Origin of the sequence: Lutibacter oricola (assembly GCF_900106565.1) — a bacterium.
In the GTDB taxonomy this organism is placed as follows: domain Bacteria; phylum Bacteroidota; class Bacteroidia; order Flavobacteriales; family Flavobacteriaceae; genus Lutibacter; species Lutibacter oricola.
Window position 1 is genome coordinate 647634 of the sequence record NZ_FNNJ01000001.1, and the last position, 25042, is coordinate 672675.

Consider the following 25042-nt stretch of genomic DNA (forward strand, 5'->3'; position numbering starts at 1 on the left):
AAATAAAACATTTGTTATATATAATTTTACATATGCCACTATAATTAGCTTTAAGGTTTCTTATTTTTACACAAAACCTAATCTAGGTAATTAACCTAAAAAATAATAGAATGAAGTTTTCAAGAATAATAATGTTGCTGATGTTGTTTCCGTTAATTGGATTGGCTCAAGAATTTTCAAGTGGTTTCGAAAATTCATTAAGTAGTGAATGGCACTCAGATACAAAAGGTGCCGGGTTATCTAAATTTGAAATTAGCACTGTTTCAAAATACCAAGGTGCTAATGGTTTTCATATGGATTTTAGTGCAACGGGTCAAAAGGGAAATTTATGGACACCTAAAAACCTAACGTTTGAAAGTGGTGTTAAATATCGAATTTCATTTTGGTATAAAACGTTGGAGCCAACTGATAATAATGAAACAAATATTAAAATTTTTGACGATGGTGGAACAAAAATTGGGCATATAAATGTTAATGCTTTAACAAATACTGAGTGGACTAAATATACAACAGAGTATACAAGTACAGCTAGTGGAACAGCTTGCCAGGTGCTTTTTTCTTTTAGACCATCAAATTCTGGAGGAAGTGCTTATTATTTAGATGATTTTTTAGTGGAAGAAATAATTGATAATTCAGCATTTTTTAATTCACTAAGGTCTTTTGATGTTGTTTCAGATGAAAGTATAGTATGGAAACAATTTGGGCCTGGAATGAGTGGAAATAATAAGGGAGCTCAATGGCACCCAACAGATTCAGATGTGTTATACATAGCACCTAATATGGGAAATGCATATCGTTCAACAGATAGAGGTTTTACTTATGAAACTATGATGAACTTTGACGCTCCTTCTTATAGTAACGGTATTAGAGGACCAAGAGATTTTACATCAATAGATTTTTCTAGAGTAAATCCAGATTATGGTTTTTGTACAGATGAAAATAATAAAGGAATTTATCATTCAACAGATAAAGGGAAAACATGGGAACTTCAAGATAAATTTGGAGGTGCTTATTTGTCTTGTGTAACTGTTGATCCAAATAATGAAAACGTATGGTTTGTAGGAGCTGGAAGAATGAGAAATTTAGGAAGAATTTTATTCCCTCAAGCAACACCAAGAGGAACTTATACTGATAGTAATAGCGAAGGTAAAATATGGAAAAGTACAGATAAAGGGGTGAACTGGACATTGTTTAATGCTGGTCTAGATTCAAATGCAGATGTGGAAACTATTATTGTAGACCCAGAAAATTCTTCAACGGTTTATGCTTCTACAAACTACGGTTTTTATAAGAGTATTGATGGCGGAGTAAATTGGATGAAAAAAACAGTAGAAGCAGGAGGATTAGATGTAATTCGCTCTTTCACAATGCATCATAATACAAGTTCTGGAGATTTAACTTTTTATGTAATTAGTAGTGTTATGTGGCAAGCTAACGGCAGTTCTGTTGAAGATTTGTCAGGTGGAATTTTTAAAAGTACAGATAGAGGTGAAACTTGGCAAAAAGTGAATGGTAATATTGCTTTAGATTTAACTCAGTTTAGCAGTAATTACCAAATTAAAAAAAGTTTTTATGGAGCGGTTGGATACTTTTTTGGTATTTCTGATAGTGAAGCTCAATCTACATATTCAACATTACCATCAAGTATAACACAGCGTTTTAATACAATAACTGTTGATCCAAATGATCCTAACAATGTGTATGTGAATAACATGTATTCAAATGCTTCAGATAATAACTTTAAGCCTGGTCAAATATGGAGAAGTAAAGATGGTGGAGTTAATTGGTATGTAACTTTTAGAAATGGAAAAAACTGGAACAGTGGAAGCGATATTGCTTATTGGCAAGGAAGAGGAAACCCTACAGGTAGTAATGTGTCTATTAAATATTTAAACCATTGGGTGAATAGAGATGATTACGAAAGAAAATCTTGTAATTTTATGAAGTTTAATGCTAATGGAACAGTACTTCATACTCAAATGGCAAAAATTTCATTAATGTCTTATGATGGTGGTGATACTTGGGTTGATATAGATGATCAAGAAACAACAACACCTGAAAGTTATGTTGGAGCTGGAAATTCTAATGTGCCTGGACACGGATTTTTTCAGCATATAGATATTAGAGATAAAGTATTTTGTGCCGCAGGAGAAAATACACTTTGGGTAACTAATGATGAAGGAGAGGAAGTAAGAGCTGGAGCTCAAGCAGCAACAGCATATAAAATTGGAGATGATGAGCAATCATTAAGTGCATATGCAATTCACCCTAATGATATTAATATACATTATGCGCTTTTTTTCCGACAAACAGGAAAAGGTAAATTATATAGGTCAACAGATGGAGGTGTAAATTGGGAACATCACGGTACACCAATTCCAACTTGGCCAGATAATCCAGATATCTCTGGAGGAGATCAATCTGTACATCAATTAAGTTTTATTATTGATAAGAGTAATCCAAATTATATGTATTTCTGTGTACCTGTTAGGTCAGACAAAATTCAATATGTAGGACAATCTGTTGGTGAATATGGAGTGTATAAATCTTCAGATGGAGGGGAAACATGGAGTAAAAAGAATTCAGGTTTACCTAATTCACCTGATGCATCTGCAGCTTATCCTGGTCCTGATGTAACAGCTGTGGCAATTGATCCGAGTAATGCAAATATTTTATATGCCACTCTTGAAGGTACAGATGGAGGCTTATATAAATCTATTGATAGAGGTGAAAATTGGTTGGAGGTTTCATCTGTAGCTACTTTATTAAGTAGGTATGGAGTAAATGACATTCATTTTGCTAATGATGGAAAAGTTTATATTACAACAGGTTTTACTTGGTGGGATGATGATGAAGGAGGTTTATGGGTAAGTGAAGATAATATGGCTACTTGGACAAGAATTTTTGATTTTCCTTGGGTGTACAGAGTAGAAACTGCTAATTACGATTCAAATACTATTTTAATATCAACCTTTGGTAACAATGCCAATGATAATAGAAACCCAGGAACGTACTTATCAAAAGATAGTGGACAAACTTGGATTAAAATTAATAAAGGGAACGGCCAATCGGATAGAATAAACGATATAGCGATAGATAATTATACGCCAGGAAAATATTATGTTTCAACTTATGGAAGTGGGTGGTATGTTGCTTTAGATCCAAATCCAAATACATTAAGTGTAAAAAACGAAAACGTATTAAAAAATGATATTTATATATATCCAAACCCTGTAAGTGATACTTTTCGAATTAAAGGATTTAAAACAGGTTTTAATCTTCAAATTTATTCTGTTGAAGGTAAATTGCTGAAGAAATTTAATAAAAATAATAAAAATAATAAAAACAGCTTTTCTGTTTCAAATTTAAATTCAGGAATCTACATCTATACTATTTCAAATAGTAATAATGAAAGAGTTAAATCAGGAAAATTTATAAAATTATAATCATAAAAAATGAAGTTATTAAAAATAGGAATTTCCATTTTTACAATGCTGATATTGTTTTCAGTAAATGCACAAAAAAATGAAAGTAAAAAGCCAAATATAATTGTTGTTTTAGCAGACGATGTTGGAGTTGGAGATATTTCAAAATATAGAAGGTTACACAGCCCAAAAATAATTATTGAAACACCAAATATTGATAAACTGGCTGAAGGTGGTATGATGTTCACAAATGCACATGCACCAGCATCTTTATGTGCAACTTCACGTTATTCAATAATGACAGGTAACTATAATTTTAGAAGTCCACTACCTTGGGGAGTTTGGTCTGGGTATGCATCAGGTGTTTTTACAAATGAAACATTAACCTTGGGTAGATTAATGAAAAAAGCAGATTACAACACTGCTTTTATCGGAAAATGGCATTTAGGAACACGATTTAAGGATAAAACAAACCCAGAAAAATTATACGATTTAAAAAGAGGTAAAGCTTTAAATTTAAACGTAGATATTACAAGTATTGCTGATGGTGGACCAATGCAATTTGGTTTTGATTACAGTTTTACATTACCATCAGGTATTCAAAATGAACCATATTCAGCTTATGAAAATGATAAATGGTTTCCGTTGCACGAAAAATCTTTGATAGGTTTAATAGATGCTGCTTATTGCAATCGTTTAGGTTTTGAGTTGGATAAAAAAGAAGGTTTGGGAGATTCTATGTGGAACCCTAGTGAAATTGGGCCACTAATCGCTAACAAAGCCGTAAATTATATAAAAGAAAATGCTAAAAAAGACAAACCGTTTTTTATGTACTACTGTTCTCAAGCAGTGCATACACCGCATACAGCTCCTGAAGAATTAGATGGAATTAAAGTTAAGGGAACAACTCCTTCAAAACATTTGGATATGGTTAAAGAGCTTGATATTCAAATGAAAATGATGATTGACGAATTAAAAGCACAAGGTATTTATGAAAATACTGTGTTTATTTTTACGTCAGATAATGGAGGTTTACATACTGATGGAGACACTTGGAATGCAAGACACGAACCAAGTGATATTTATAGAGGTTGTAAAAATGATCCTTATGAAGGTGGAAGTAGAGTTCCGTTTATAGTTTCTTGGCCAGGAAAAGTAAAAGCTGAAGCAAAAGCAAATCAGCCAGTTTTAGGAACCGATATTTTAGCAACTATTGCTTCAATTTCTGGTGTAGAACTTGGAAATAATGAAGCATTAGATTCTTACAATTTAGTGCCTGTATTAAAGCAACCTAAAAAAGCAAAAACAAGACCATTTGTAATAATTCAAGGAGGTTCAGGTAAAGAAGGTATGATTGTAAAAGATGGATGGAAATTAATAATTCAATTCGATAAAAAAGACAAAACAGATAAAACAAGAACGCCAATAGCTTTATTCGATTTAAAAAATAACATTTGGGAACACGAAGAGTTAAACCAAATAAACAATTCAAAATATAAAAAGAAAGTTACTAGTTTACTAAAATTGTATAATGAAACTAGAGATAATGGTATTGCTACAAGAAAAAATATATAATTAAAACAAACAAGAATTAAGAACAAACAAAATGAGAAAAGTACTTTACGTAATGAGTTTTTTAATGCTAACATTTGTTGGTGTAAACAAAACTCAAGCACAAGACATTAAGTTTAATGATGATTGGCGCTTTTTTAATGCTGAAGCCGAAGGAGCTGAAAAAAATAGCTTTGACGATTCAAAATGGAGAAATTTAAATTTACCACACGATTGGGCAATTGAAGGTCCTTTTAGTGAAGAATACAATGCACGTTGTGGAGGTTTACCATTTCACGGTACAGGTTGGTATCGAAAAAACTTTAAAATGGAAGCATCAGCAAAAGGAAAAGTTGTTAGAATGGAGTTTGAAGGAGCAATGTATGATGCTCATATATGGGTAAATGGAGAATTTGTAGGTAACAGACCTTACGGTTATATTGGTTTTGAATTCGATATTAGTAACTATTTAAAATACGATGGTTCAGATAATGTAGTGGCTGTGCGTTTACGTCCACAAGATTTATCTTCTCGTTGGTATCCAGGAGCAGGTTTATATCGTTCAGTTTGGTTAAAAATTGACAACCCAGTACACGTTGAACAATGGGGAGCATATATTACAACTCCAACAGTTTCAGAAAAACTAGGAGTTGTTCAAAATGAAACAACTGTTGTAAACACAAGTAATAAAGACGCTAAAGTTGTAGTGAAACAAGAGTATTTTTCACCTGAAGGGAAATTAGCAGCTTCAATTGAAGATGAAATTACGGTGAAGGCAAATTCGAAAGAGGTTTCTGGAACTTACGTAAATGTGAAAAACCCTAAAATTTGGGATACTGAAAATCCAAGTATTTACAAAGCCGTTACTACGGTTTCAAAAAATGGAAAAGTAATTGATACGTACAATTCAACCTTCGGAATTAGAGCTATTTCATTTTCTACTGAAGGATTTTTCTTAAACGGGAAGAAAATTCGATTTAACGGTGTTTGTTTACATCACGATAATGGGTCATTAGGTTCTGCCGTTTACAAAAGAGCTGATGAACGTAAATTACAAATTATGAAAAGTATGGGTGTAAATGCAATCCGTACAAGTCATAATCCACCTTCAAGAGAATTTTTAGAAGTATGTGATGAGTTAGGTTTATTAGTTTTAGATGAAGCTTTTGATGTTTGGGCTGAAGCAAAAGTTCCAAATGGATACAATGTATTTTTTAATGAATGGGCCGAGCGTGATATTAAAGATATGGTGAAAAGAGATAGAAATCACCCATCAATTATTATGTGGAGTACAGGAAATGAAATTCATGAACAACACAACAAAAAAGAAGGTTGGAAAGTTGCAAGAATGTTGAGTAATTACTGTAAAGAAGTAGATCCAACGCGTCCTACAACATTAGGAATGAACAATTTTGAAGCGCCTTATAAAATGAATTTTGCAGCGCAATCTGATATTGCAGGAATTAATTACAAGCCTACAAAATACGGTTACATTCACGAAACATATCCACAATTAGCTTTATATGGTTCAGAAACTTCAAGTTGTACAAGCAGTAGAGGTGTATATCATTTACCAATTGAAAAATACACCACACACGAATCTTTGCACGTAACAAGTTACGATTTAATTGGCCCACCTTGGGCATATCCACCAGATGTAGAATTCCATTTTCAAGAACAAAATCCAAACATTATGGGTGAGTTTATTTGGACTGGATTTGATTATTTAGGAGAGCCAACGCCTTATGGAGGTAAAGACAACTCAACAAATGGATATTGGAACGGTCACTGGCCATCAAAAAGTTCATATTTTGGAGCTGTAGATTTATGTGGTTTCCCTAAAGATAGATTCTATTTATATCAAAGTCAGTGGACTTCAAAGCCAATGATTCACTTATTACCACATTGGAACTGGAAAGGAATGGAAGGACAAGATATTCCGGTTTATTGTTATACAAACTGTGATGAAGCAGAACTTTTTGTGAACGGAAAATCAATGGGTAAAAAAGTGAAAGGAAAAGATTTGACCGAATTAATAGTGAAATTTTCTAGATATGAAGGTGACTCATTTCAATCAAAATACCGTTTATCTTGGAATGTGCCTTACCAAGCAGGGAACATAAAAGTAGTTGGTTATAAAGATGGAAAGCAAGTATTAGAAAAACAAATTAATACAGCTGGTAAACCTGCAAAAGTTAGCTTAAAAGTTGATAGAAGAGAAATTAATGCAAATGGTGAAGATTTGGCCTATGTAACTGTTAGAATTGAAGATAAAAACGGAAATTTATGTCCTAATGCAACAAACTTGGTAAACTTCTCTGTAAAAGGTGCAGGAGAATTGGTTGGAGTTGATAATGGAAATCAAATTAGTTTAGAGTCTTTTCAAGCAAATCATAGAAAAGCATTTAGTGGAATGTGTTTAGCAATTTTAAAGTCTTCAAAAACATCAGGAAAAATAACATTAACAGCTAAATCTAAACGATTAAAAAGCGCTGTAGTTGTTGTAGAAACTAAATAATTTATGTTGGATATCGTCACCCTGAACTTGTTTCAGGGTCTCATAAAGAAGGTTAACAACATTAAAACTATGAGATGCTGAAATAAATTCAGTATGACGTAGATATTCATTAAAAGATGCTAAAAATGAAATTAAAAAATTTCATATTAATTTGTGCTTGTACAATTGGTTTTATACCAGTTTTACAAGCACAAATTGCTTTATTGGGAGATAACTCTCCTCATAAAAATGTAAACGACGGTAATTTTGAGCAGGTAAAAGCATATTCTTGGAGAAAGGGCTTTCAATCTCCAAAATGGACTTGTAGCCATGGTGCAGATGAACATACAGGAGATAACCGAATGGCATTGTTTCAAGGAAGAATGTATAGTTCTGTTCCAGTTGGGATAATAGAATCTATTGTGTTGGATAATATTTCTGAATATTCTAAACCAAGAGTAGGTGATGTATTAAACTGGAGTTTTGGTGCAGATTCCGAATATGATTGCAATGCAAAAATTACAATTAGTTTAGTTTTTGGTAAAAATGAAAGAGTTTTGGCTGAAAAAAAAGCAATTAAAGGTGGTGATCTATTAGTTCAAGAATTTAGCGGGACTTATACAATTACTAAAAAAGATGCTGAACAAGGAATGCCTTTTGTCAGAGCTACGTTGTATTCAAATGATGGTGTAAAGGTATTTTTGAACTATGTGAATATTAGCGTTCAAAACCCTGAAACCAACGGTCCTGAAAAATTAAATGCAAGTATTGTTTCTGAAGGAATTCAGTTGAATTGGATAGATAATAAACATTCCGAAGGAATAACATATAACGTTTACCGCGGAGAAAAACTAAGAAATACCTATAAAAAACTAGCAGAAAATGTAAAAGCTTTCAGTTATACAGATTCGAGTTTAATTAATGGTAAGCAATATCATTATTTGGTAACAAGAATTGGTGAAAAAGAATCGTCCAAATCACCAGTTGTAACCATTACTAAAATTGATAAAGTAGCTCCAGCACCACCAACAAATCTTTCTGTAAAAGTTTTTGATACAGAGGTTGAAATCACTTGGAAAAAAAGTGTTGATAGGGATGTAAAGAATTATTCGGTATACAGAAGCGATTCAAAAGGAAATAATTTGCGTCAAATTGCTCACGATGTCACAAAGAATAGGTTTGTAGATTTTACACCAGTTAAGGATATTGAAAATACATATGTTGTTTTTGCACACGATTTTAGCGGGAATAAAAGCAACCCTTCAAAACCAATAAAAGCAAAGGTAAAAGCAGTTTTTGGAACTTCGTTTAGCGATTTAATTTTACCAATGCCAATTACAGATAAATTGCGTTCTGATATTTGGGGAGCAGATGGAGTTATTCCTCGTGATCCAAATAACGGAATTGAAGATCCAGAATGGAGTTATTGGGGAGGAAGACCTGTTAAAGATAAAGATGGTAAATACCATATGAATGTTACACGTTGGCCAGCAAATGCTACAAAAGGACATTGGGAATGGCCATTTTCTACAGTAGCTTATACAGTTGCAGACAATCCAATTGGACCTTATAAAGTAAAAAAAGAGATTGCTTATGATTTTCATAATGGTTTAGGGCACAATCCAGATATAATTTTATTGAATGATGGAACATATATGTTGTATTCTCTAATTGACTGGGAAGCAACGTTGTTTACTTCAAATTCGATGGCTGGACCATGGAAACGTTTGGGAGTGATGCAAGTGGATAAAAACACCAATTTAGAAGACCCTGAAAGAATGTATAGGTTTGAAAGAAATCTATCAGGTGTTCATCTAACTGATGGTCGTTTTTTATTTGTTACCAAGGCTGGAGGAATGATGATAAGTGAAGGAACTGATCCTTTAGGTCCATATAAAATAGTTTCAAAAGAGATTAGACACAATCCAATTATTCCAGAAAAATATCGTAATTCAGGTTATGAAGATCCCGTACTTTGGAAAGATGATGTTCAATTTCATATGATGATTAATGCCTTTTGGGATTATAGAGCCATTTATTTACGTTCTCCTGATGGAATTCATTGGAAGTTCAATCCAGGAACTGCTTATACACCACACGATACTTCATATGAAGATGGTACGCAAACACATTGGTATAAGTTAGAACGTCCACACGTTTTACAAGATGAATTTGGAAGGGCAACACATTTGTCTTTGGCGGTTATTGATGTTCCTAAAAGAGATGATTTAGCTAAAGATAAGCACAATTCAAAAAATATTATTATGCCTTTGGTTTTGCATAAGCGAATTAAAATGCTGAATAAAAAACCTATAAATAAGCATACAAAAAACATTAAAATTTTAATTAAAAGTGAAGATGAATTTAATGCTCAAAAGGATATTGATTTGTCTTCCTTAAGATATGGAGCTTCAGAAGAAGTGAATTTTGGAAGAGGTTCTAAAATTTTAAAAACGAAGAAAAAAGGAAAAGATTTAATTCTAATTTTTAACGGTGAAGGTAATGGAATTACGGATGTTAATTTTGCTGGAAAATTATTAGGGAAAACAAAAAATGGAAAATTATTAATTGGCTTTTCAAAGCTAATTGCAGAATAAATAAATTATGACTAAAAATTACATATTAGTAATAGTAGCTTGTATAATGTTATTTTCTTGTGGTGTAAAAACTACTTCAGAAATAAAAGATTATAAAAATTTAGGCTTTACACCAATTTCACCAGAAACTGTTGCAAGTTTTCAGAATAACCAAACAACAAAACAAGTATTGGTGGAGCCAGATAAATTTGTTTGGGGATTGAGTGTAGTTAAATGGGAAGGAAAATACCATGCATATTATTCTCGTTGGAATAAAAAATATGAACATAAAGGTTGGATGACAAATTGTGAAATTGCACATGCAGTATCAGATACTCCAGAAGGGCCTTTTAAGTTTGTGAATGTGGTTTTAGAAGATCAAAAAACAACAGGTTGGGATTTAAACAATTCTCATAATCCGTATGCTACCATTGCTGAAGGAAAAATATGTTTGTATTACATAGCAAATGATATTAAAGGGTTGCTTAAGAAAGATAAAATTGAGTATCCAAACGAAGATTGGTTTAATGAAAATAGAAAACCTATACGTGATAGTCAACGAATTGGTGTTGCGGTAGCTGAAAATCCTTCTGGTCCATTTGTGCGTTCAGAAAAAGTGGTGGTTGAACCTGATAATGTAAAGTTTAAAAAAATTGCAGTAAATCCAGCAGTAATTCACAAAGACGGTAAATACTTAATGATTATGAAAGGTGATGATTTAAAGCACGAAAAACCTTTTAGAATTCAGTTGGTAGGTAGTTCTAAAAATGCTGAAGGGCCTTTTGTTTTTAAAAAGAAACCTGTATATGCCGAAGCCCAAACAGAAGATGCTTGTATGTGGTTTGATCAAGTAATGAATAAGTATTATATGGTTTGTCACGTTATGGGAAAAAAGGATTTGGCGTTGTTTAATTCTGAAAATGGATTCGATTGGCAACAAGATGAAAGAAGCGTTTTTATGAAGAAAGAATTTGTACTTTCGGATGGAACTCTTTGGAAACCAAAACGTGTAGAACGTCCGTTTGTTTTAACCAATGAAAAAGGACAGCCAACAATGATTTATGTAGCAGTTTACGATAATAATGTAAATGGAAATATTGCCATTCCAATTGAATATAATAACATTGAAAAATAAAAAATATGAAAAAAATAATTTCACTTCTAACTCTAGTTTTTGCCTTATTTGTATCGTGTAATACAGATAAAAAAGTAGAGAAGAAAACATCTGAACCAGAAAAGAAAAACATTTTATTCATTCTTGCAGATGATTATGGTTACAATGATATGAGTTTTAGAAACGATAGTTTTTATGAAACTCCAAATATTGATGCCATAGCAAAAAGCGGAACTGTTTTTAGTAATGGTTATGCCAATTGCCAAGTGTGTAGCCCTTCAAGAGCAAGTATTATGAACGGTAAATTTCCGGCACGCCACGGAATTACGGATTGGATTGGAGCTCGTGAAGGTGAAAAATGGAGAGAGAAAAAAAGATTTTCAAAATTAATGCCTGCAAGTTATAAGCACAATTTGGCGCATAAAGATGTTACGTTGCCTGAAGCTCTAAAAGAAGAAGGTTATGCTACGTTTTTTGCTGGAAAATGGCATTTAGGTGAGAAAGGTTCGTGGCCAGAAGATCACGGTTTTGATATTAATAAAGGTGGTTGGGATGCTGGTGGACCTCGAGGAGGTTATTATTCACCATATAGCAATCCAAATTTAAAAGATGGAGAAGATGGTGAGAGTTTAAGTATGCGTTTGGCTAAAGAAACAGTAGATTTTATGAAAGCTAATAAAGACGAAAAGTTCTTTGCTTATTTGTCGTTTTATGCTGTTCACGGTCCAATTCAAACTTCAAAAGAAAAATGGGAAAAATACCGTAAGAAAGCGGAAAAGAATGGAATTGCTGAAAGCTCTTTTAAAATGAAGAAATTTTTCCCAATGAGAGAAACTCAAGACAATCCAGTATACGCAGGTTTGGTTGAAACAATGGATGATGCAGTTGGAGTTGTGCTTAAAGGATTAAAAGATTTAGGTTTAGATAAAAATACCATTGTTGTTTTTACTTCAGATAATGGTGGAGTTTCTGCTGGTGATGCTTATTCTACTTCAAACTTGCCATTAAGAGGGGGTAAAGGTTATCAATATGAAGGTGGAATTAGAGAGCCATATTTTATAAAAGTTCCTTGGTTAGAAAAAAGGATTGAAGAAAATAATACACCAGTTTCTGGAGCAGATTTTTATCCAACATTGTTAGATTTGGTTGGAGCTAAATTAAAGCCTGAGGAGCATTTAGATGGTGTAAGTTTGTTACCGCTTTTAAAAGGTGAAACTATTAATGAGCGCCCACTTATTTGGCATTATCCACACTACGGAAATCAAGGTGGAGAGCCTTCTTCAATTATTAGAAAAGGTGATTGGAAATTGATTCATTATTACGAAGATGGCAGAAATGAACTATTCAACTTGAAAAATGATTTAAGTGAAATGAATGAAGTTTCAAAAGAGAATTCAGAATTAGTAGCTTCATTAAAAACAGAATTGTTCGATTATTTAAAAGAAGTTGGAGCAAATTTTCCTAAAAAAGATCCATTGTATAATGCAGAGTTAGAAGCCAAACATTTAAATAAAATGGCAACTAAAAAACTACAAAGTTTAGAAAAACAACGTAAAGCATATTTATCACCAGATTTTGATCCTAAAAATAATTGGTGGGGAAGTTTTCAAACAATAGATTAGTGAAATAAAGAAATTGATTTATAAAGTATAAAATGGCAGTTGGTTTAAAAACCTACTGCCATTTCTAGTTTAATATCTGTGTTTGTTCTGTTTTGTCCTTTTACTTTAAATAATGCAGTAAAGTGAGATTTATCTTTTAGATGGGTGTTTGTAAACTTTTCAATACTATCCAAATTTGTGAATAATTCTGAAGTTGCGCTTACACCTATATCGTGATCTGAGAAAAACACAAAATGTTCCGTGTTTTCTATCCCTGCATATCTTGAAACTATTGCATATTCTTCATTTATTTCAGTAGTTTTTAGATTGAATATAGTGTCCTTTCGTTCAGTGTGGTTATGAAAGTATAGCTTATTATTTTTAATTTCAAAATAAGGGTTTCCTTCATTAAAAAAATGAATAAATTGATTATTATTTTTAATTGGACCAGCATAAATTGCATTCCCTTCTTTTATTTCAGAAATGGAAGTTAATGTAGAAAAACGAATTGGTAAATCTTGATTGTAATGTTGAAATAATCTTTCAAACTGTTGAGTTGCCAGTGCTGCCATTCTAGTAGTATAGGTGTAATTTGCAGGTTTTTGAGACACTTTTAATTGTGGCTTTTTTTCAAGTAATTCATAAAATTCGTTAACGCTATTTATATTGAAGTCTCTCGTCCATCCAACTCCACCAGTAATAGTATTCCCGGCAATACCAAAATGGTCTCCTATAAATAAATTTGTTGGTTTCTCTTTATTTATAATTGATTTCCAGATAGTTGGTGTTTTAGGAGATGTGTTTGTAAAAATAAGAGCAAATAATGTAATTACCAGAGCAACATAAGGAATTATATGAACCCATTTAATTCTTTTTACTAGTTGTTTGCTTAATTGTTTTTTGAAAAATCGAACTTCATATTGTCCTTTGTCAATAGTTAAATGCCAAACGTCATCTTTACCTTCATTCTCATAATATTGAGCAATTTTTTTTCGAAGATTGTAAATGTTAACTCGTACTCTGGGGTTGTTTTTGTCTGAAACTTCTTTGCTGCCGAAGAATTCTATATCTATAACACTTTCCTTTAAATTTACACCTTTCAATGTAGCTTCATTTAAATATTGCAATAAAGCATTACTTGTTGAAGCCTTTTTAAAGGTGTTACTTTCTCTTATTTTAGTAACAATTTCTTGTTTTTGAGTAGTTGTAAGTTTTGCGTTAATCATTTTATAGTTGTTAGGTATTCAGCTTTATACAAGCCATCATTAACCGTTATAGGTACCGTTAAAGATGCGTTAAAGTTATTAAATATAATCTTTATAAATATATTTGAGTAGAGAATTTTTAATAATTAATAAGGAAGACAAAATGAAACCATTTTTGGATAAAAACTTTATTCTTGAAACTGAAACAGCTATTGATTTATTTCAAAATAGTGCTGTAAAAATGCCAATTATAGATTATCACTGTCATTTAAGTCCAAAACAGATTGCTGAAAATAAAAACTTCAACAATTTAACAGATTTATGGTTGTATGGAGATCATTATAAATGGAGGGCTATGCGAACCAATGGTGTAGATGAAAGATATTGCACAGGTAACGCAACGGATTGGGAGAAGTTCGAAAAGTGGGCAGAAACTGTTCCTTATACTTTAAGAAACCCATTATACCATTGGACACATATGGAGTTGAAAATGTATTTTGGTTTTGAAGGAATATTAAATAAAAATACAGCAAAAGAAGTTTGGGATTTGGCTAATGAAAAATTGAAAACAGAAGCTTATAAGCCTCAAGGTTTAATGAAAATGAAGAATGTTGAAGTAGTTTGTACTACAGATGATCCAACCGATTCTTTAGAATATCATATTCAAATTGCTAAAAGTGATTGTGACATAAAAGTACTTCCTACTTGGAGACCAGATATGGCAATGGCGGTAGAAGACGCTGAAGCTTTTAATGAATATATGGTGAAATTATCTGATGTTTCGGGTATTTACATTAGTTCTTTTGAAGATTTATTGGAAGCTTTAAATGCTCGTCACGACTTTTTCCATGAAGTTGGCTGTAGATTATCAGATCACGGAATAGAATCTTTTTATGCTGAAGATTATGAAGCAACTGAAATAAGAACAATCTTTTTCAAAATTAGATCTGGAATCGAATTAGATTCAGAAGAAATTTTAAAGTTCAAATCTGCTATGTTGTATGAGTTTGGGTTAATGGATCATAAAAAAGGTTGGACACAACAATTTCATTATGGAGCTATTAGAAATAATAATACTCGATTATTATCAAAATTAGGGCCAGACACAGGTTTCGATTCTATCCACGATATTAATAGTGTAGCTTCAATGTCTAAATTTTTAAATGGTTTAGATTTAGAAGATAAATTAGCAAAAACAATTATTTACAATTTAAATCCTGCTCAAAACGAAGTAGTTGCTACAATGATTGGGAATTTTCAAGATGGTTCAATTCCTGGGAAAATTCAATTTGGTTCAGGTTGGTGGTTTTTAGATCAAAAATCAGGTATGGAAAGCCAAATGAATGCCTTGTCAAACCTTGGTTTGTTAAGTCGTTTTGTTGGAATGTTAACTGATTCGCGTTGTTTTATATCCTATTCTCGTCACGACTATTTCAGAAGAATTTTATGTAACCTTTTAGGTAATGATGTAGAGAACGGATTAATACCAAATGACATGGAATTATTAAGCAATATGGTAAAAGATATTTGCTATAACAACGCAAAAAATTATTTCAAATTTTAAATATCGAAGTATGAAAGTTTTAAAAATAGTTCTGCTAATACTAGTTGTGATTTCAACTCAGTTAGGAAATGCACAAGGTAAACACGAAACCCAAATTCAATATTTATCTGGAACTGACAAAGACAATCTTGTTGATTGGGATTTTTATTGTTCGGAAGGACGAAAAAGCGGTGAATGGGTCAAAATAGGTGTTCCATCTTGTTGGGAACAGCAAGGTTTTGGAAACTACAATTATGGAAGTGATGATGAAAAAAACAGAGCCAAAGAGTTTGGATTGTATAAGCATACTTTTAATGTGCCAAACAACTGGAAAAACAAAGACGTAAAACTTGTTTTTGAAGGTGTAATGACGGATGCTGAAGTGAAAATAAATGGAAAATTGGCAGGAGAAATTCATCAAGGTTCTTTTTATGAATTTAATTATACCATTTCAAAATTGTTGAAATACGGAAAAGAAAACCTATTAGAAGTAAAAGTAAATAAAATTTCAGCAAACGAATCTATCAATCACGCAGAGCGTGTGGCTGATTTTTGGATTTTTGGAGGAATTTATCGTCCAGTTTATTTAACTATTTCACCTAAAGACAATATTGATAGAGTTGCAATAGACGCAAAAGCAGATGGAAACATTATTTCAGATGTTTTTATAGATTCAAAAAAGGCAGATAAAGTTCAATTGTCTTTATTCGATTTAAAAGGAAAGAAACTTCAAGATATTAGAGTAGAAAATATTCAAAAAGAAATAGGAAAGTTTAAAATTTCAGGAATAGCAAACAATGTAAAAACTTGGAATCCAGAACAGCCAAACTTATATGTGTTACAATTTGATTTGTTGGATAAGAAAGGAAATATTCTTCATCAAATAAATAAACGAATTGGATTTAGAACCGTTGAAGTTTTAGAAGGTGATGGAATTTATGTAAACGGTGAACGTATAAAATTCAAAGGTGTAAATCGTCATTCATTTCATCCAAAATCTGGACGAACAACATCAAAAGCATTAAGCATTGAGCACGCAAAAATGATGAAAGATATGAATATGAATGCGGTTCGTATGGCTCATTATCCGCCAGATACTCATTTTTTAGAAGTATGTGATTCAATTGGGTTATTTGTTATCGATGAAATTTGCACGTGGCACAATCCAATGCTAGACACTAAAGTTGCTCGTAAAATTGTAAAAGAAACGGTGGTTCGTGATGTAAATCATCCATCAGTTTTATTGTGGGCAAATGGAAATGAGCAAGGTTGGAATCCTGAAGTGGATGATGATTACGCAAAATGGGATATTCAAAACAGAGAAGTAATTCACCCTTGGAGTATTTACAAAAAAACAAATACCATACATTATAGCCATTATCACTCGTTAATTAACGATGCTTATACAAAAGATAAAATTTTATTTCCAACAGAATTTTTGCACGGATTATACGATGGTGGTCACGGTGCAGGATTGGATGATTATTGGAATGTAATGTGGAATTTACCTTTAAGTGCTGGAGGTTTTCTTTGGGATTTTGCCGATGAAGGTATTGAGCGAACTGACCGAAATAATGAGATTGATTTACAAGGAAATAAAGCTCCTGATGGAATAGTTGGACCTTACGGTGAAAAAGAAGGAAGTTACTTCACAATTAAAGAAATTTGGTCGCCAATCTATATCGAAAATCGTTTTATTAGAAATGATTTTAATGGAGTTTTTAGAATTGAAAACCGTTACCATTACACCAATTTAGAAGAATGTACAATGACCGCTAAATGGGTAAAGTTTGAAGCTCCAAACGAGGGATTGAAAACAACAATATTAGATGAAAATAAAGTGATGCTTCCAAGTTTAGAGCCTTTAGAAAAAGGAACTTTTAAAGTTGAAAAGCCTCAAAATTGGCAGTCTGCTGATGCGTTGCATTTAACAGCAATCGATGCTCACGGAATGGAAATTTTTACGTGGACATATCCAGTAGCTAAGCCAAAAGAAGTAAGTAACTCAAAAATTGATTATTCAACAGAAGGAAGTGTTAAAACTGAAACCACCAATAAAATTATTAAAGTTGAAGCAAATGGAATTATGTATTCATTTTCAGAAGAGAACGGTTTGCTTACAGAAGTTAAAAAAGGAAACAAAATAATTCCATTAAATAATGGCCCAATTATTTTAAATCAGAAGGATAAAATCATTGATGTTAGTGTAAAAGAACTTGATGGTAAAACCGAAATTCAAGTAACTTTTGAAGAGAAAAAATGGATGCCAGCTTGGTCAACTATCAAAGAAAAACGTTCAGATATTATCAAATGGACCGTTCATTCTAACGGATTATTAGATTTAAAAGTTGAGTTTAAAGGATTTAGAAATTTAAAAGGATTTAGAGGAATAACGTTTTCTTTTCCAGAAGAAGAAGTTGCTGGTATGAAATGGTTGGGTGATGGCCCATACAGAGTTTGGAGAAATAGAATGAAAGGAACAAAATTTCAAGTTTGGGAAAACGATTATAACAACACCGTAACAGGAGAATCTGGTTTTGTGTATCCTGAATTTAAAGGGTTCTTTTCAAGTTTATATTGGTCAAAAGTAAAAGGAAATAACAATAACGGATTTACAGTGTATTGCAAAACGCCACACACGTATTTGCGAATGCTAACTCCGCAAGAACCAAAAGAAAATAAAAAAGGAAAAACACATCCTGAATTTCCAAAAGGTGATATTTCATTTGTAATGAATATTCCAGGAATTGGTACAAAATTTCAGTTCCCAGAAAGTACAGGTCCACAAGGAAATAAAGAACACTATTTTGGTAACGATGACAAACCTATAGTTCTTGATTTAACATTTGAATTTTAATTGATAAAAAATGAAATATTATAAAATATTTACACTTCTAATAGTTGCTTTTCTATTCAGTAATTCAGAAGTTGTTTTGGCTCAAAATTTAATAGAAACTCAATATTTGTCTGGTACAGATAAAGACAATTTGGTTGAATGGGATTTTTATTGTTCAGATGGAATGAACAGTAAAAAATGGACTAAAATTGGGGTGCCTTCTTGTTGGGAGTTACAAGGTTTTGGAAATTACAATTACGGACGTGATTATAAAATACCAAAAGAGTATCACGATGAATATGGTTTATATAAACACAAATTTATAGTTTCAAAAGCGTGGAAAAATAAAGAAGTGAAAATTGTTTTTGAAGGCGTTATGACGGATGCTGAAGTAAAAATAAACGGAAAATTAGCTGGAGAAATTCATCAAGGAGCTTTTTATGAATTCAAATATTCCATTACAAAATTATTAAAATATGGAACAGAGAATTTAGTAGAAGTGAAGGTGCACAAAATGTCATCAAACAAATCTATTAATAGTGCTGAACGTAATACAGATTTCTGGATTTTCGGAGGAATTTACCGTCCTGTTTATTTACAAGCCTTTCCGAAAGAGCATATTGAACGCGTTGCTGTGGATGCTAAAGCAGATGGAACAATTAAGGCAGAGCTGTTTACAAAATCAAAAAAAGCCGTAGAAACTAAAATTGTTTTAGCGAATGCTAAAGGAGAGAAAATAAAAGTTTTAAATGTAGAGCAATTGGCTAAAGAAAAAGGAATATGGACAGTTTCAGCCAAAGCTTCAGATATAAAATCTTGGAATCCTGAAAAACCTGTGATGTATCAATTACATTTTAGTTTATTAGATAAAAATGGGAAAAATCTTCATACTTATATTCAAAAAATAGGGTTTAGAACGGTTGAAGTTAGAGAGGGAGACGGAATTTATGTAAACAACCAACGTATTAAGTTTAAAGGTGTAAATCGTCATTCGTTTCATCCAGAATCTGGACGTACAACTTCAAAAGCATTGAGTATTGAGCATATTAAAATGATGAAGGATATGAATATGAATGCCGTTCGTATGTCACATTATCCACCAGATGTTCACTTTTTAGAGGCTTGTGATTCTTTAGGGTTATTTGTACTTGATGAGCTTTGTACTTGGCACACACCGTATTTAGATACCAAAGTTGGAAAAAAATTGGTTAAAGAAACAGTAGTTAGAGATGTCAATCATCCATCAATTGTACTTTGGGATAATGGAAATGAAAGTGGATGGAATACTGAATTGGATAATGAATTTTCTAAATGGGATATTCAAAATAGAGAGGTAATTCATCCGTGGGGAATTTTCAAAAAAACAAATACATTCCATTATTTACCATATCACGGACTAGCTTATGATGGTTATGTAAAAGATAAAATATCATTTCCTACTGAATTTTTACACGGATTGTATGATGGTGGTCACGGAGCCGGTTTAGATGAATATTGGAAAATAATGTGGGATTTACCATTATCAGCTGGAGGATTTTTATGGGATTTTGCAGATGAAGCAGTTGTTAGAACAGATAAAAATAGAGCTTTAGATGCCGATGGAAATCACGCACCTGATGGTATTGTTGGTCCTTACGGAGAAAAAGAAGGAAGTTACTTTACAATTAAAGAAGTTTGGTCTCCAATTTATATTGAAGATCGTTATATAAGAGAAAATTTTAATGGTGAGTTTAGAGTTGAAAATCGCTATCACTACACAAATTTGAATGCTTGTACTATAAAAGCAAAATGGGTGAAGTTTGATGGTCCAAAAGGTTCAGCAGAAGAGCAAATAATTTCAGAAAGCAATGTAAATCTACCTTCAATAAAACCAGAGCAAAAAGGAATTTTTAAAGTTGATTTACCTCAAAATTGGACTTCAGCTGATGCATTGTATTTAACAGCTACAGATCAACACGGAATGGAAATTTTTACGTGGTCGTATCCTGTTAAGCTTCCAAAAAGTTATAATAAAGGTAAGGTAAGTTACTCTGGTAATGGAAAAATAGCAACAAAAATAAATGATTCAAAAATTGAAGTTTCAACAAAAAGTCTAGACTTGTCTTTTTCATCAAAAACGGGTTTAATTGAAAAGGTTGTTAAAAACGGAGTATTGATTCCATTATCAAATGGACCAATTATTTTAGATAGTAAAAACAAAATAGATACTGTTTATGTAAATTCTTCCGAAGAAAAAGTAGAAGTAATAGCCTTATTTGAAGCCAACAAAAAATACTATGATTGGAAAGATAATAACGAAATGACAAGAGAATCTATTAAATGGACAATTCATTCAAACGGTATTGTAGATTTAAATGTTGAAATAAGAAGTACACGTAAAACAAAGGGCTTTAAAGGTCTCACATTTTCATTTCCAGAAAAAGAAGTTGCAGGTATGAAATGGTTAGGTGATGGGCCGTACAGAGTTTGGCGAAATAGAATGAAAGGAACTCAATTAAAAGTTTGGGAAAACGATTATAACAATACAATAACAGGAGAATCTGGTTATGTGTATCCAGAATTTAAAGGTTATTTCTCAAGTTTATATTGGATGCAATTACTTGGCAATAATAACAATGGTTTTAATGTATATAACCATAATGCGCATACTTTTTTACGTATGCTTACTCCAGATAAACCTTTCGAAGCATTACGAGGTTCAGATGATACAAAATGGCCTAGTGGAGATATTTCGTTTGTGAAAAATATTTCACCTATTGGATCTAAATTTAAACAAATTGGAGAAATGGGACCAACTAGTAACGAAGAAATGATTTTTGGTAACGATGATGAGCCAATTAAAATAGATTTAACCTTTGAATTTTAATCAATATTATGAAAAAACTTATTTACATTGTTATAGCAAGTTTAGCAATATACTCTTGCGAGCAAAAACAAGCTACGGAACAAAAAGAAGCTAAAGAAGAGACTTCAACTGAAGAATTTCCATTCTTTATTCCTTCTGAAAAACCAAACAGACCTTTAAGTAAAGCTGTAGAAAGAAATTATGATGCTTATGAACATATTCGTCCTGAAGCTTCAGAATTATACACGCAATTTAAATACACTAAACTAAAAGGGTTTGATTATAGTGATGGTGATGGAACAATTACTCGTAGAGATCCATCAAAAGTAATTTTTGAAAACGGAAAATATTATGTTTGGTATACACATAGAAAATCTCCGGTTAAGCCAGTTGGAATGTCAAGAGCAAAAGAAGCAACAGATGTAATTCCATCTGCAGATTGGGATTTGTCTGATATTTTTTATGCAACTTCAGAAGATGGTTTTACGTGGGAAGAACAAGGCGTTGCCGTTCCTCGTCCACCAAAACCACAACCAGGTTGGCGTTCAGTTACCACAACCGATATTTTAAAATTTAAAGGAAAATACTATTTATACTTTCAGGCTTTTATGGAAGCAAGTGGATTACGTGGTGATTTTTGTCCGGTTTCTGTAGCTTGGGCTGATTCTCCAGATGGACCTTGGGAACATACTGGGAAAATTGTAATTCCAAACGGACCAGAAGGCTCGTGGGATCAATACTCAATTCACGATCCGTACCCATTAGTGCACGATGGAAAAATTTATTTGTATTACAAAGGAGATTTCGATAAACGCCCTGAATTTAAACCTTCAAAAATAAGAATGCAAGGTATAGCAATTGCTGAAGATCCTTTAGGTCCTTTTACCAAACATCCATTAAACCCAGTAATTAATTCTGGACACGAAACAACGTTATTTCCTTTTAAAGAAGGTGTTGCAGCCATTGTTCAACGCGATGGACAAGAACATAATACCATTCAATATGCAAAAGACTGGGTAAATTTTGACATAGCCTCAATTACAGAAATGTTACCTGTAGCAGCTGGTCCATTTGTTCCAGATGCGTTTACAGATACAAAAGATGGTAGAGGAATTACTTGGGGAATTTCGCACGTAATTAATGCAGGTGGAAATTGGAGACATACTATTTTAGTGCGTTTTGATTGCGATTTAAGTCAAGATGTAGATGATCAAAAAATGAAAGATCATTATATGAATTACAGACCAGAATATTTGTACAAACACGGATTAAATGCGAAGCAAAAGGCACGTATAAAAAAGCAAACAGACGAACTTAAAAAACAAAAATAATGAGGTTAATTTCAAAAATTCGATTTGTATTTGGGTTACTACTGTTGATGAGTATTTCGTTAATAGCTCAAGAGAAGAAATCGCCAAAAAGAATAGTACACGATTTAAGTGGATTCCATTGGAAAGTACAAGGAACTTTACCTGGTAGAGGTTTAGAAGAAAAATTCCCTGAAATTAGTTACGATCATATGGGAGATGCTTTGAATTGGGCACCAGCTCACGTTCCAGGAGATGTATTTACAGATTTATGGAGAGTTGGTCGTATTGAAGATCCACATTTTGGAAGAAACAGTGTAAAGGCTAAATGGGTAAACGAATATGAGTGGTGGTATTTGAACATTTTCAATGTGCCGGAGGAAATGAAAGGTAAAACCATTGAATTGACTTTTGATGGAGTTGATTATGCTTGTGATGTTTTTGTAAACGGAAAAATGTTGGGATCGCACGAAGGAATGTTTACTTCGTTTTCTTATGATATTACAGATTTAGTAAGTTTTGAATATAAACGTAGAGGTAGAAATACTTTAGCTGTTCGTTTACATCCAGCTCCAAGGCGTTACAGTCAGGTAGCAGGAAGAAAACCTGCTTGGCACGGAGACTATTGGGTTGATGTGGTGCCAACAGGAATTTGGAAACCAGTTCGATTAGAGGCTTTTGATGCTGCAAAAGTGAAAGATATTTACGTAAAATCTAAATTAGGAAAGAAAAATGATGCAACTTTAGATATTCAGGTTGAAATTGATAATACTACAAGTACTGCGACATCTGTTGATATTGATATTGAAATTCAAGGAGAGAATTTCAAATCGAAAACGTATACAAAAACAATTAAAAAAACGTTAACGGCTGGTGCAAACACATTAAAAACTTCAATAAAAATTCCAGAGGCAAAACTATGGTATCCTTGGGATTTGGGTGATCAAAATTTATATATAGCCAATGTTTCTGTAAAAAGTAATAATAAACTGTTAGATGCAGACAAGTTGTTATTTGGTGTTAGAGAGCTAAAAATGGAAATGAATCCAGGTTATACGAAAGACGAAGTAGAAAATCCGTGGACTGTTATGGTAAACGGAAAACGTCACTTTATTCGTTCAGGAACTTGGGGTGGACCACCAGATATTTTCTTTGGAAGAGCTACAAATGATAAATATGAAGAATTTATCCGTTTGGCAAAGGCTGCAAATATGAATAACCTTCGAATTTTTGGATGGCATCCAACAGAAATTCCTTATTTCTATGAGCTGTGTAATCGTGAAGGAATTACGGTTTGGCAAGATATTTTACCAATTGCAAGTTTATCTTTGCCTAAAACAGAAGAGTTTAAAAAGGCTATTTTTTCTGAAGCTATTTCAGTAGTAAAAGATTTACGAAATCATCCGTGTATGGTTATTATTGAAGGTGGAGAAGAAATTTTAATGACAGCTTCTGATCCGTTATACAACCTTAATTTAATGAAAGAATTAGGTAAGGTGGTTAAACCATATACCGATTTACATTATGTTCCAGTTTCACCATTAAGTGACCACATTGGTGTTGAATTAGGTTTTAAACCGAAAGAAAGTACTCACGCAAATGGATTATTTTATGGTGAAGGAAGAAAGAATATGGAACGTTTTTTTAATAGTAAAGATTTTGCAGCGGTGCCAGAATTAGCAATTTCATCGTGTCCTAATGTTGAAAGTATTAAGAAATTCATTCCAAAAGATGAATTATGGCCGCCAGGACCAAGTTGGGGACATCATTGGACAGATTTTGATACGTTTAGAACCTTAAATTTCGATACTTTAAATACGCAGGCTACTGGAAGTATGCAAGAATTTGTAGATGCTACTCAAATTGCACAAGGTGTTATTTTTCAATATGGTTTGGAATATTTCCGAAGAAGAAAACCAAAATCTAGTGCTATAAGTATTTGTCATTATATCACTTTTGCACCAGATATGAAATGGGGAATTGTTGATTATTACAAGCAACCAAAAATATCTTATGACTATGTAAAAAGAGCCTATCAACCATTATTAGTGAGTTTGGAGCACGGAAGAAGACGTTGGTTGCCAGGAGAAGATTTTATAGGTAAGTTATGGGTTGTAAACGATTTATATAAAGACTTTAAAGCTTGTAAAGCTGAAGTTGTTTTCTATGACAATAATAAAAATGAAGTTAAAAGAGAAATTGTAACTATTGGAAATGTAGCTGAAGACAGTTCAAAAAAATATGCAACTTTAAAGTGTAAAGTTCCAGGTAAATTAGGAGACCAATTCCACGTAGAAATTGAAATGAAAGACAAATCTGGTAAAGTAGTTTCAGAAAATAACTATTTGTTATTAGTTGGTGATGAAAAAGTTGATTTACCTAGATTAAGAGAAATTGGACAAGAAGCCATTGATAAAAAAGCGAAATATGGTTCGCATAATTATTTAAGATATTTTGAAGGTTTAAACGGTGCTCGTGGGGTAAAACAAGCAGATGAAAAGTTACCAACAGTTAAAGAGTTTGAAAAGAATTAAAAAGAAAA

At 32.4% G+C, this 25042-nt stretch carries 12 protein-coding genes; 11 read left to right on the top strand and 1 reads right to left on the bottom strand.

Features of this window, described 5'->3' with window-relative positions; translation table 11 throughout:
* Window positions 1-110 precede the first annotated feature (110 nt).
* The 6 genes from BLU40_RS02580 (at window position 111) to BLU40_RS02605 (ending at window position 12785) form a co-directional block, all read left to right on the top strand.
* Window positions 111-3446 (top strand): T9SS type A sorting domain-containing protein, encoded by a 3336-nt coding sequence (locus BLU40_RS02580; protein ID WP_090119405.1) that lies wholly within the window; start codon window positions 111-113, stop codon window positions 3444-3446.
* Between the two features lie 9 nt (window positions 3447-3455).
* Window positions 3456-5000 carry a sulfatase family protein gene (locus BLU40_RS02585; RefSeq protein WP_245729885.1) on the top strand — a complete coding sequence of 515 codons (1545 nt, stop codon included), beginning with the start codon at window positions 3456-3458 and terminating at the stop codon, window positions 4998-5000.
* 31 nt (window positions 5001-5031) lie between these two features.
* Window positions 5032-7494, top strand: a complete 2463-nt coding sequence (gene galB / locus BLU40_RS02590; RefSeq protein ID WP_245729886.1) for a beta-galactosidase GalB — start codon at window positions 5032-5034, stop codon at window positions 7492-7494.
* A gap of 125 nt (window positions 7495-7619) precedes the next feature.
* Window positions 7620-10070, top strand: coding sequence for a hypothetical protein (locus tag BLU40_RS02595; RefSeq protein ID WP_090119409.1), 2451 nt, complete (start codon window positions 7620-7622; stop codon window positions 10068-10070).
* A gap of 7 nt (window positions 10071-10077) precedes the next feature.
* Window positions 10078-11184: a glycoside hydrolase family protein gene (locus BLU40_RS02600; RefSeq protein ID WP_090119411.1), complete on the top strand. Its 1107-nt coding sequence runs from the start codon at window positions 10078-10080 to the stop codon at window positions 11182-11184.
* Window positions 11185-11189: 5 nt separating this feature from the next.
* Entirely contained in the window at window positions 11190-12785 is a 1596-nt protein-coding gene (locus tag BLU40_RS02605) for a sulfatase (RefSeq protein WP_090119413.1), read from the top strand.
* A 44-nt stretch (window positions 12786-12829) separates the two neighbouring features.
* Here BLU40_RS02605 and BLU40_RS02610 read toward each other — a convergent pair whose 3' ends face one another.
* On the bottom strand, window positions 12830-13990 hold the full coding sequence (locus BLU40_RS02610; protein ID WP_090119415.1) for a hypothetical protein: 1161 nt from the start codon (window positions 13988-13990) through the stop codon (window positions 12830-12832).
* Window positions 13991-14132: 142 nt separating this feature from the next.
* On the opposite strand from BLU40_RS02610, the gene uxaC reads away from it, so the two are divergent.
* From uxaC to BLU40_RS02635, 5 genes are read left to right on the top strand one after another with little or no spacing between them, the layout of a single operon-like run.
* Window positions 14133-15533, top strand: coding sequence for a glucuronate isomerase (gene uxaC / locus BLU40_RS02615; RefSeq protein WP_090119417.1), 1401 nt, complete (start codon window positions 14133-14135; stop codon window positions 15531-15533).
* A 10-nt stretch (window positions 15534-15543) separates the two neighbouring features.
* The gene (locus BLU40_RS02620; RefSeq protein ID WP_090119419.1) at window positions 15544-18369 is read left to right on the top strand and encodes a glycoside hydrolase family 2 protein; all 2826 of its coding nucleotides are present in this window, start codon (window positions 15544-15546) and stop codon (window positions 18367-18369) included.
* A 10-nt stretch (window positions 18370-18379) separates the two neighbouring features.
* Entirely contained in the window at window positions 18380-21214 is a 2835-nt protein-coding gene (locus tag BLU40_RS02625; RefSeq protein WP_090119421.1) for a glycoside hydrolase family 2 protein, read from the top strand.
* Between the two features lie 8 nt (window positions 21215-21222).
* On the top strand, window positions 21223-22524 hold the full coding sequence (locus BLU40_RS02630; RefSeq protein ID WP_090119422.1) for a glycoside hydrolase family 117 protein: 1302 nt from the start codon (window positions 21223-21225) through the stop codon (window positions 22522-22524).
* Window positions 22524-25034: a beta-mannosidase gene (locus tag BLU40_RS02635; RefSeq protein WP_090119424.1), complete on the top strand. Its 2511-nt coding sequence runs from the start codon at window positions 22524-22526 to the stop codon at window positions 25032-25034. The genes BLU40_RS02630 and BLU40_RS02635 overlap by 1 nt, the downstream gene beginning before the upstream one ends.
* Window positions 25035-25042: the final 8 nt, after the last annotated feature.

What these genes read in the sequence shown, in the direction of transcription:
- BLU40_RS02580 (WP_090119405.1), top strand. Translation starts at nt 111, where the DNA reads ATGAAGTTTTCAAGAATAATAATGTTGCTGATGTTGTTTCCGTTAATT.
- BLU40_RS02585 (WP_245729885.1), top strand. Translation starts at nt 3,456, where the DNA reads ATGAAGTTATTAAAAATAGGAATTTCCATTTTTACAATGCTGATATTG.
- galB (WP_245729886.1), top strand. Translation starts at nt 5,032, where the DNA reads ATGAGAAAAGTACTTTACGTAATGAGTTTTTTAATGCTAACATTTGTT.
- BLU40_RS02595 (WP_090119409.1), top strand. Translation starts at nt 7,620, where the DNA reads ATGAAATTAAAAAATTTCATATTAATTTGTGCTTGTACAATTGGTTTT.
- BLU40_RS02600 (WP_090119411.1), top strand. Translation starts at nt 10,078, where the DNA reads ATGACTAAAAATTACATATTAGTAATAGTAGCTTGTATAATGTTATTT.
- BLU40_RS02605 (WP_090119413.1), top strand. Translation starts at nt 11,190, where the DNA reads ATGAAAAAAATAATTTCACTTCTAACTCTAGTTTTTGCCTTATTTGTA.
- BLU40_RS02610 (WP_090119415.1), bottom strand. Translation starts at nt 13,990, where the DNA reads ATGATTAACGCAAAACTTACAACTACTCAAAAACAAGAAATTGTTACT.
- uxaC (WP_090119417.1), top strand. Translation starts at nt 14,133, where the DNA reads ATGAAACCATTTTTGGATAAAAACTTTATTCTTGAAACTGAAACAGCT.
- BLU40_RS02620 (WP_090119419.1), top strand. Translation starts at nt 15,544, where the DNA reads ATGAAAGTTTTAAAAATAGTTCTGCTAATACTAGTTGTGATTTCAACT.
- BLU40_RS02625 (WP_090119421.1), top strand. Translation starts at nt 18,380, where the DNA reads ATGAAATATTATAAAATATTTACACTTCTAATAGTTGCTTTTCTATTC.
- BLU40_RS02630 (WP_090119422.1), top strand. Translation starts at nt 21,223, where the DNA reads ATGAAAAAACTTATTTACATTGTTATAGCAAGTTTAGCAATATACTCT.
- BLU40_RS02635 (WP_090119424.1), top strand. Translation starts at nt 22,524, where the DNA reads ATGAGGTTAATTTCAAAAATTCGATTTGTATTTGGGTTACTACTGTTG.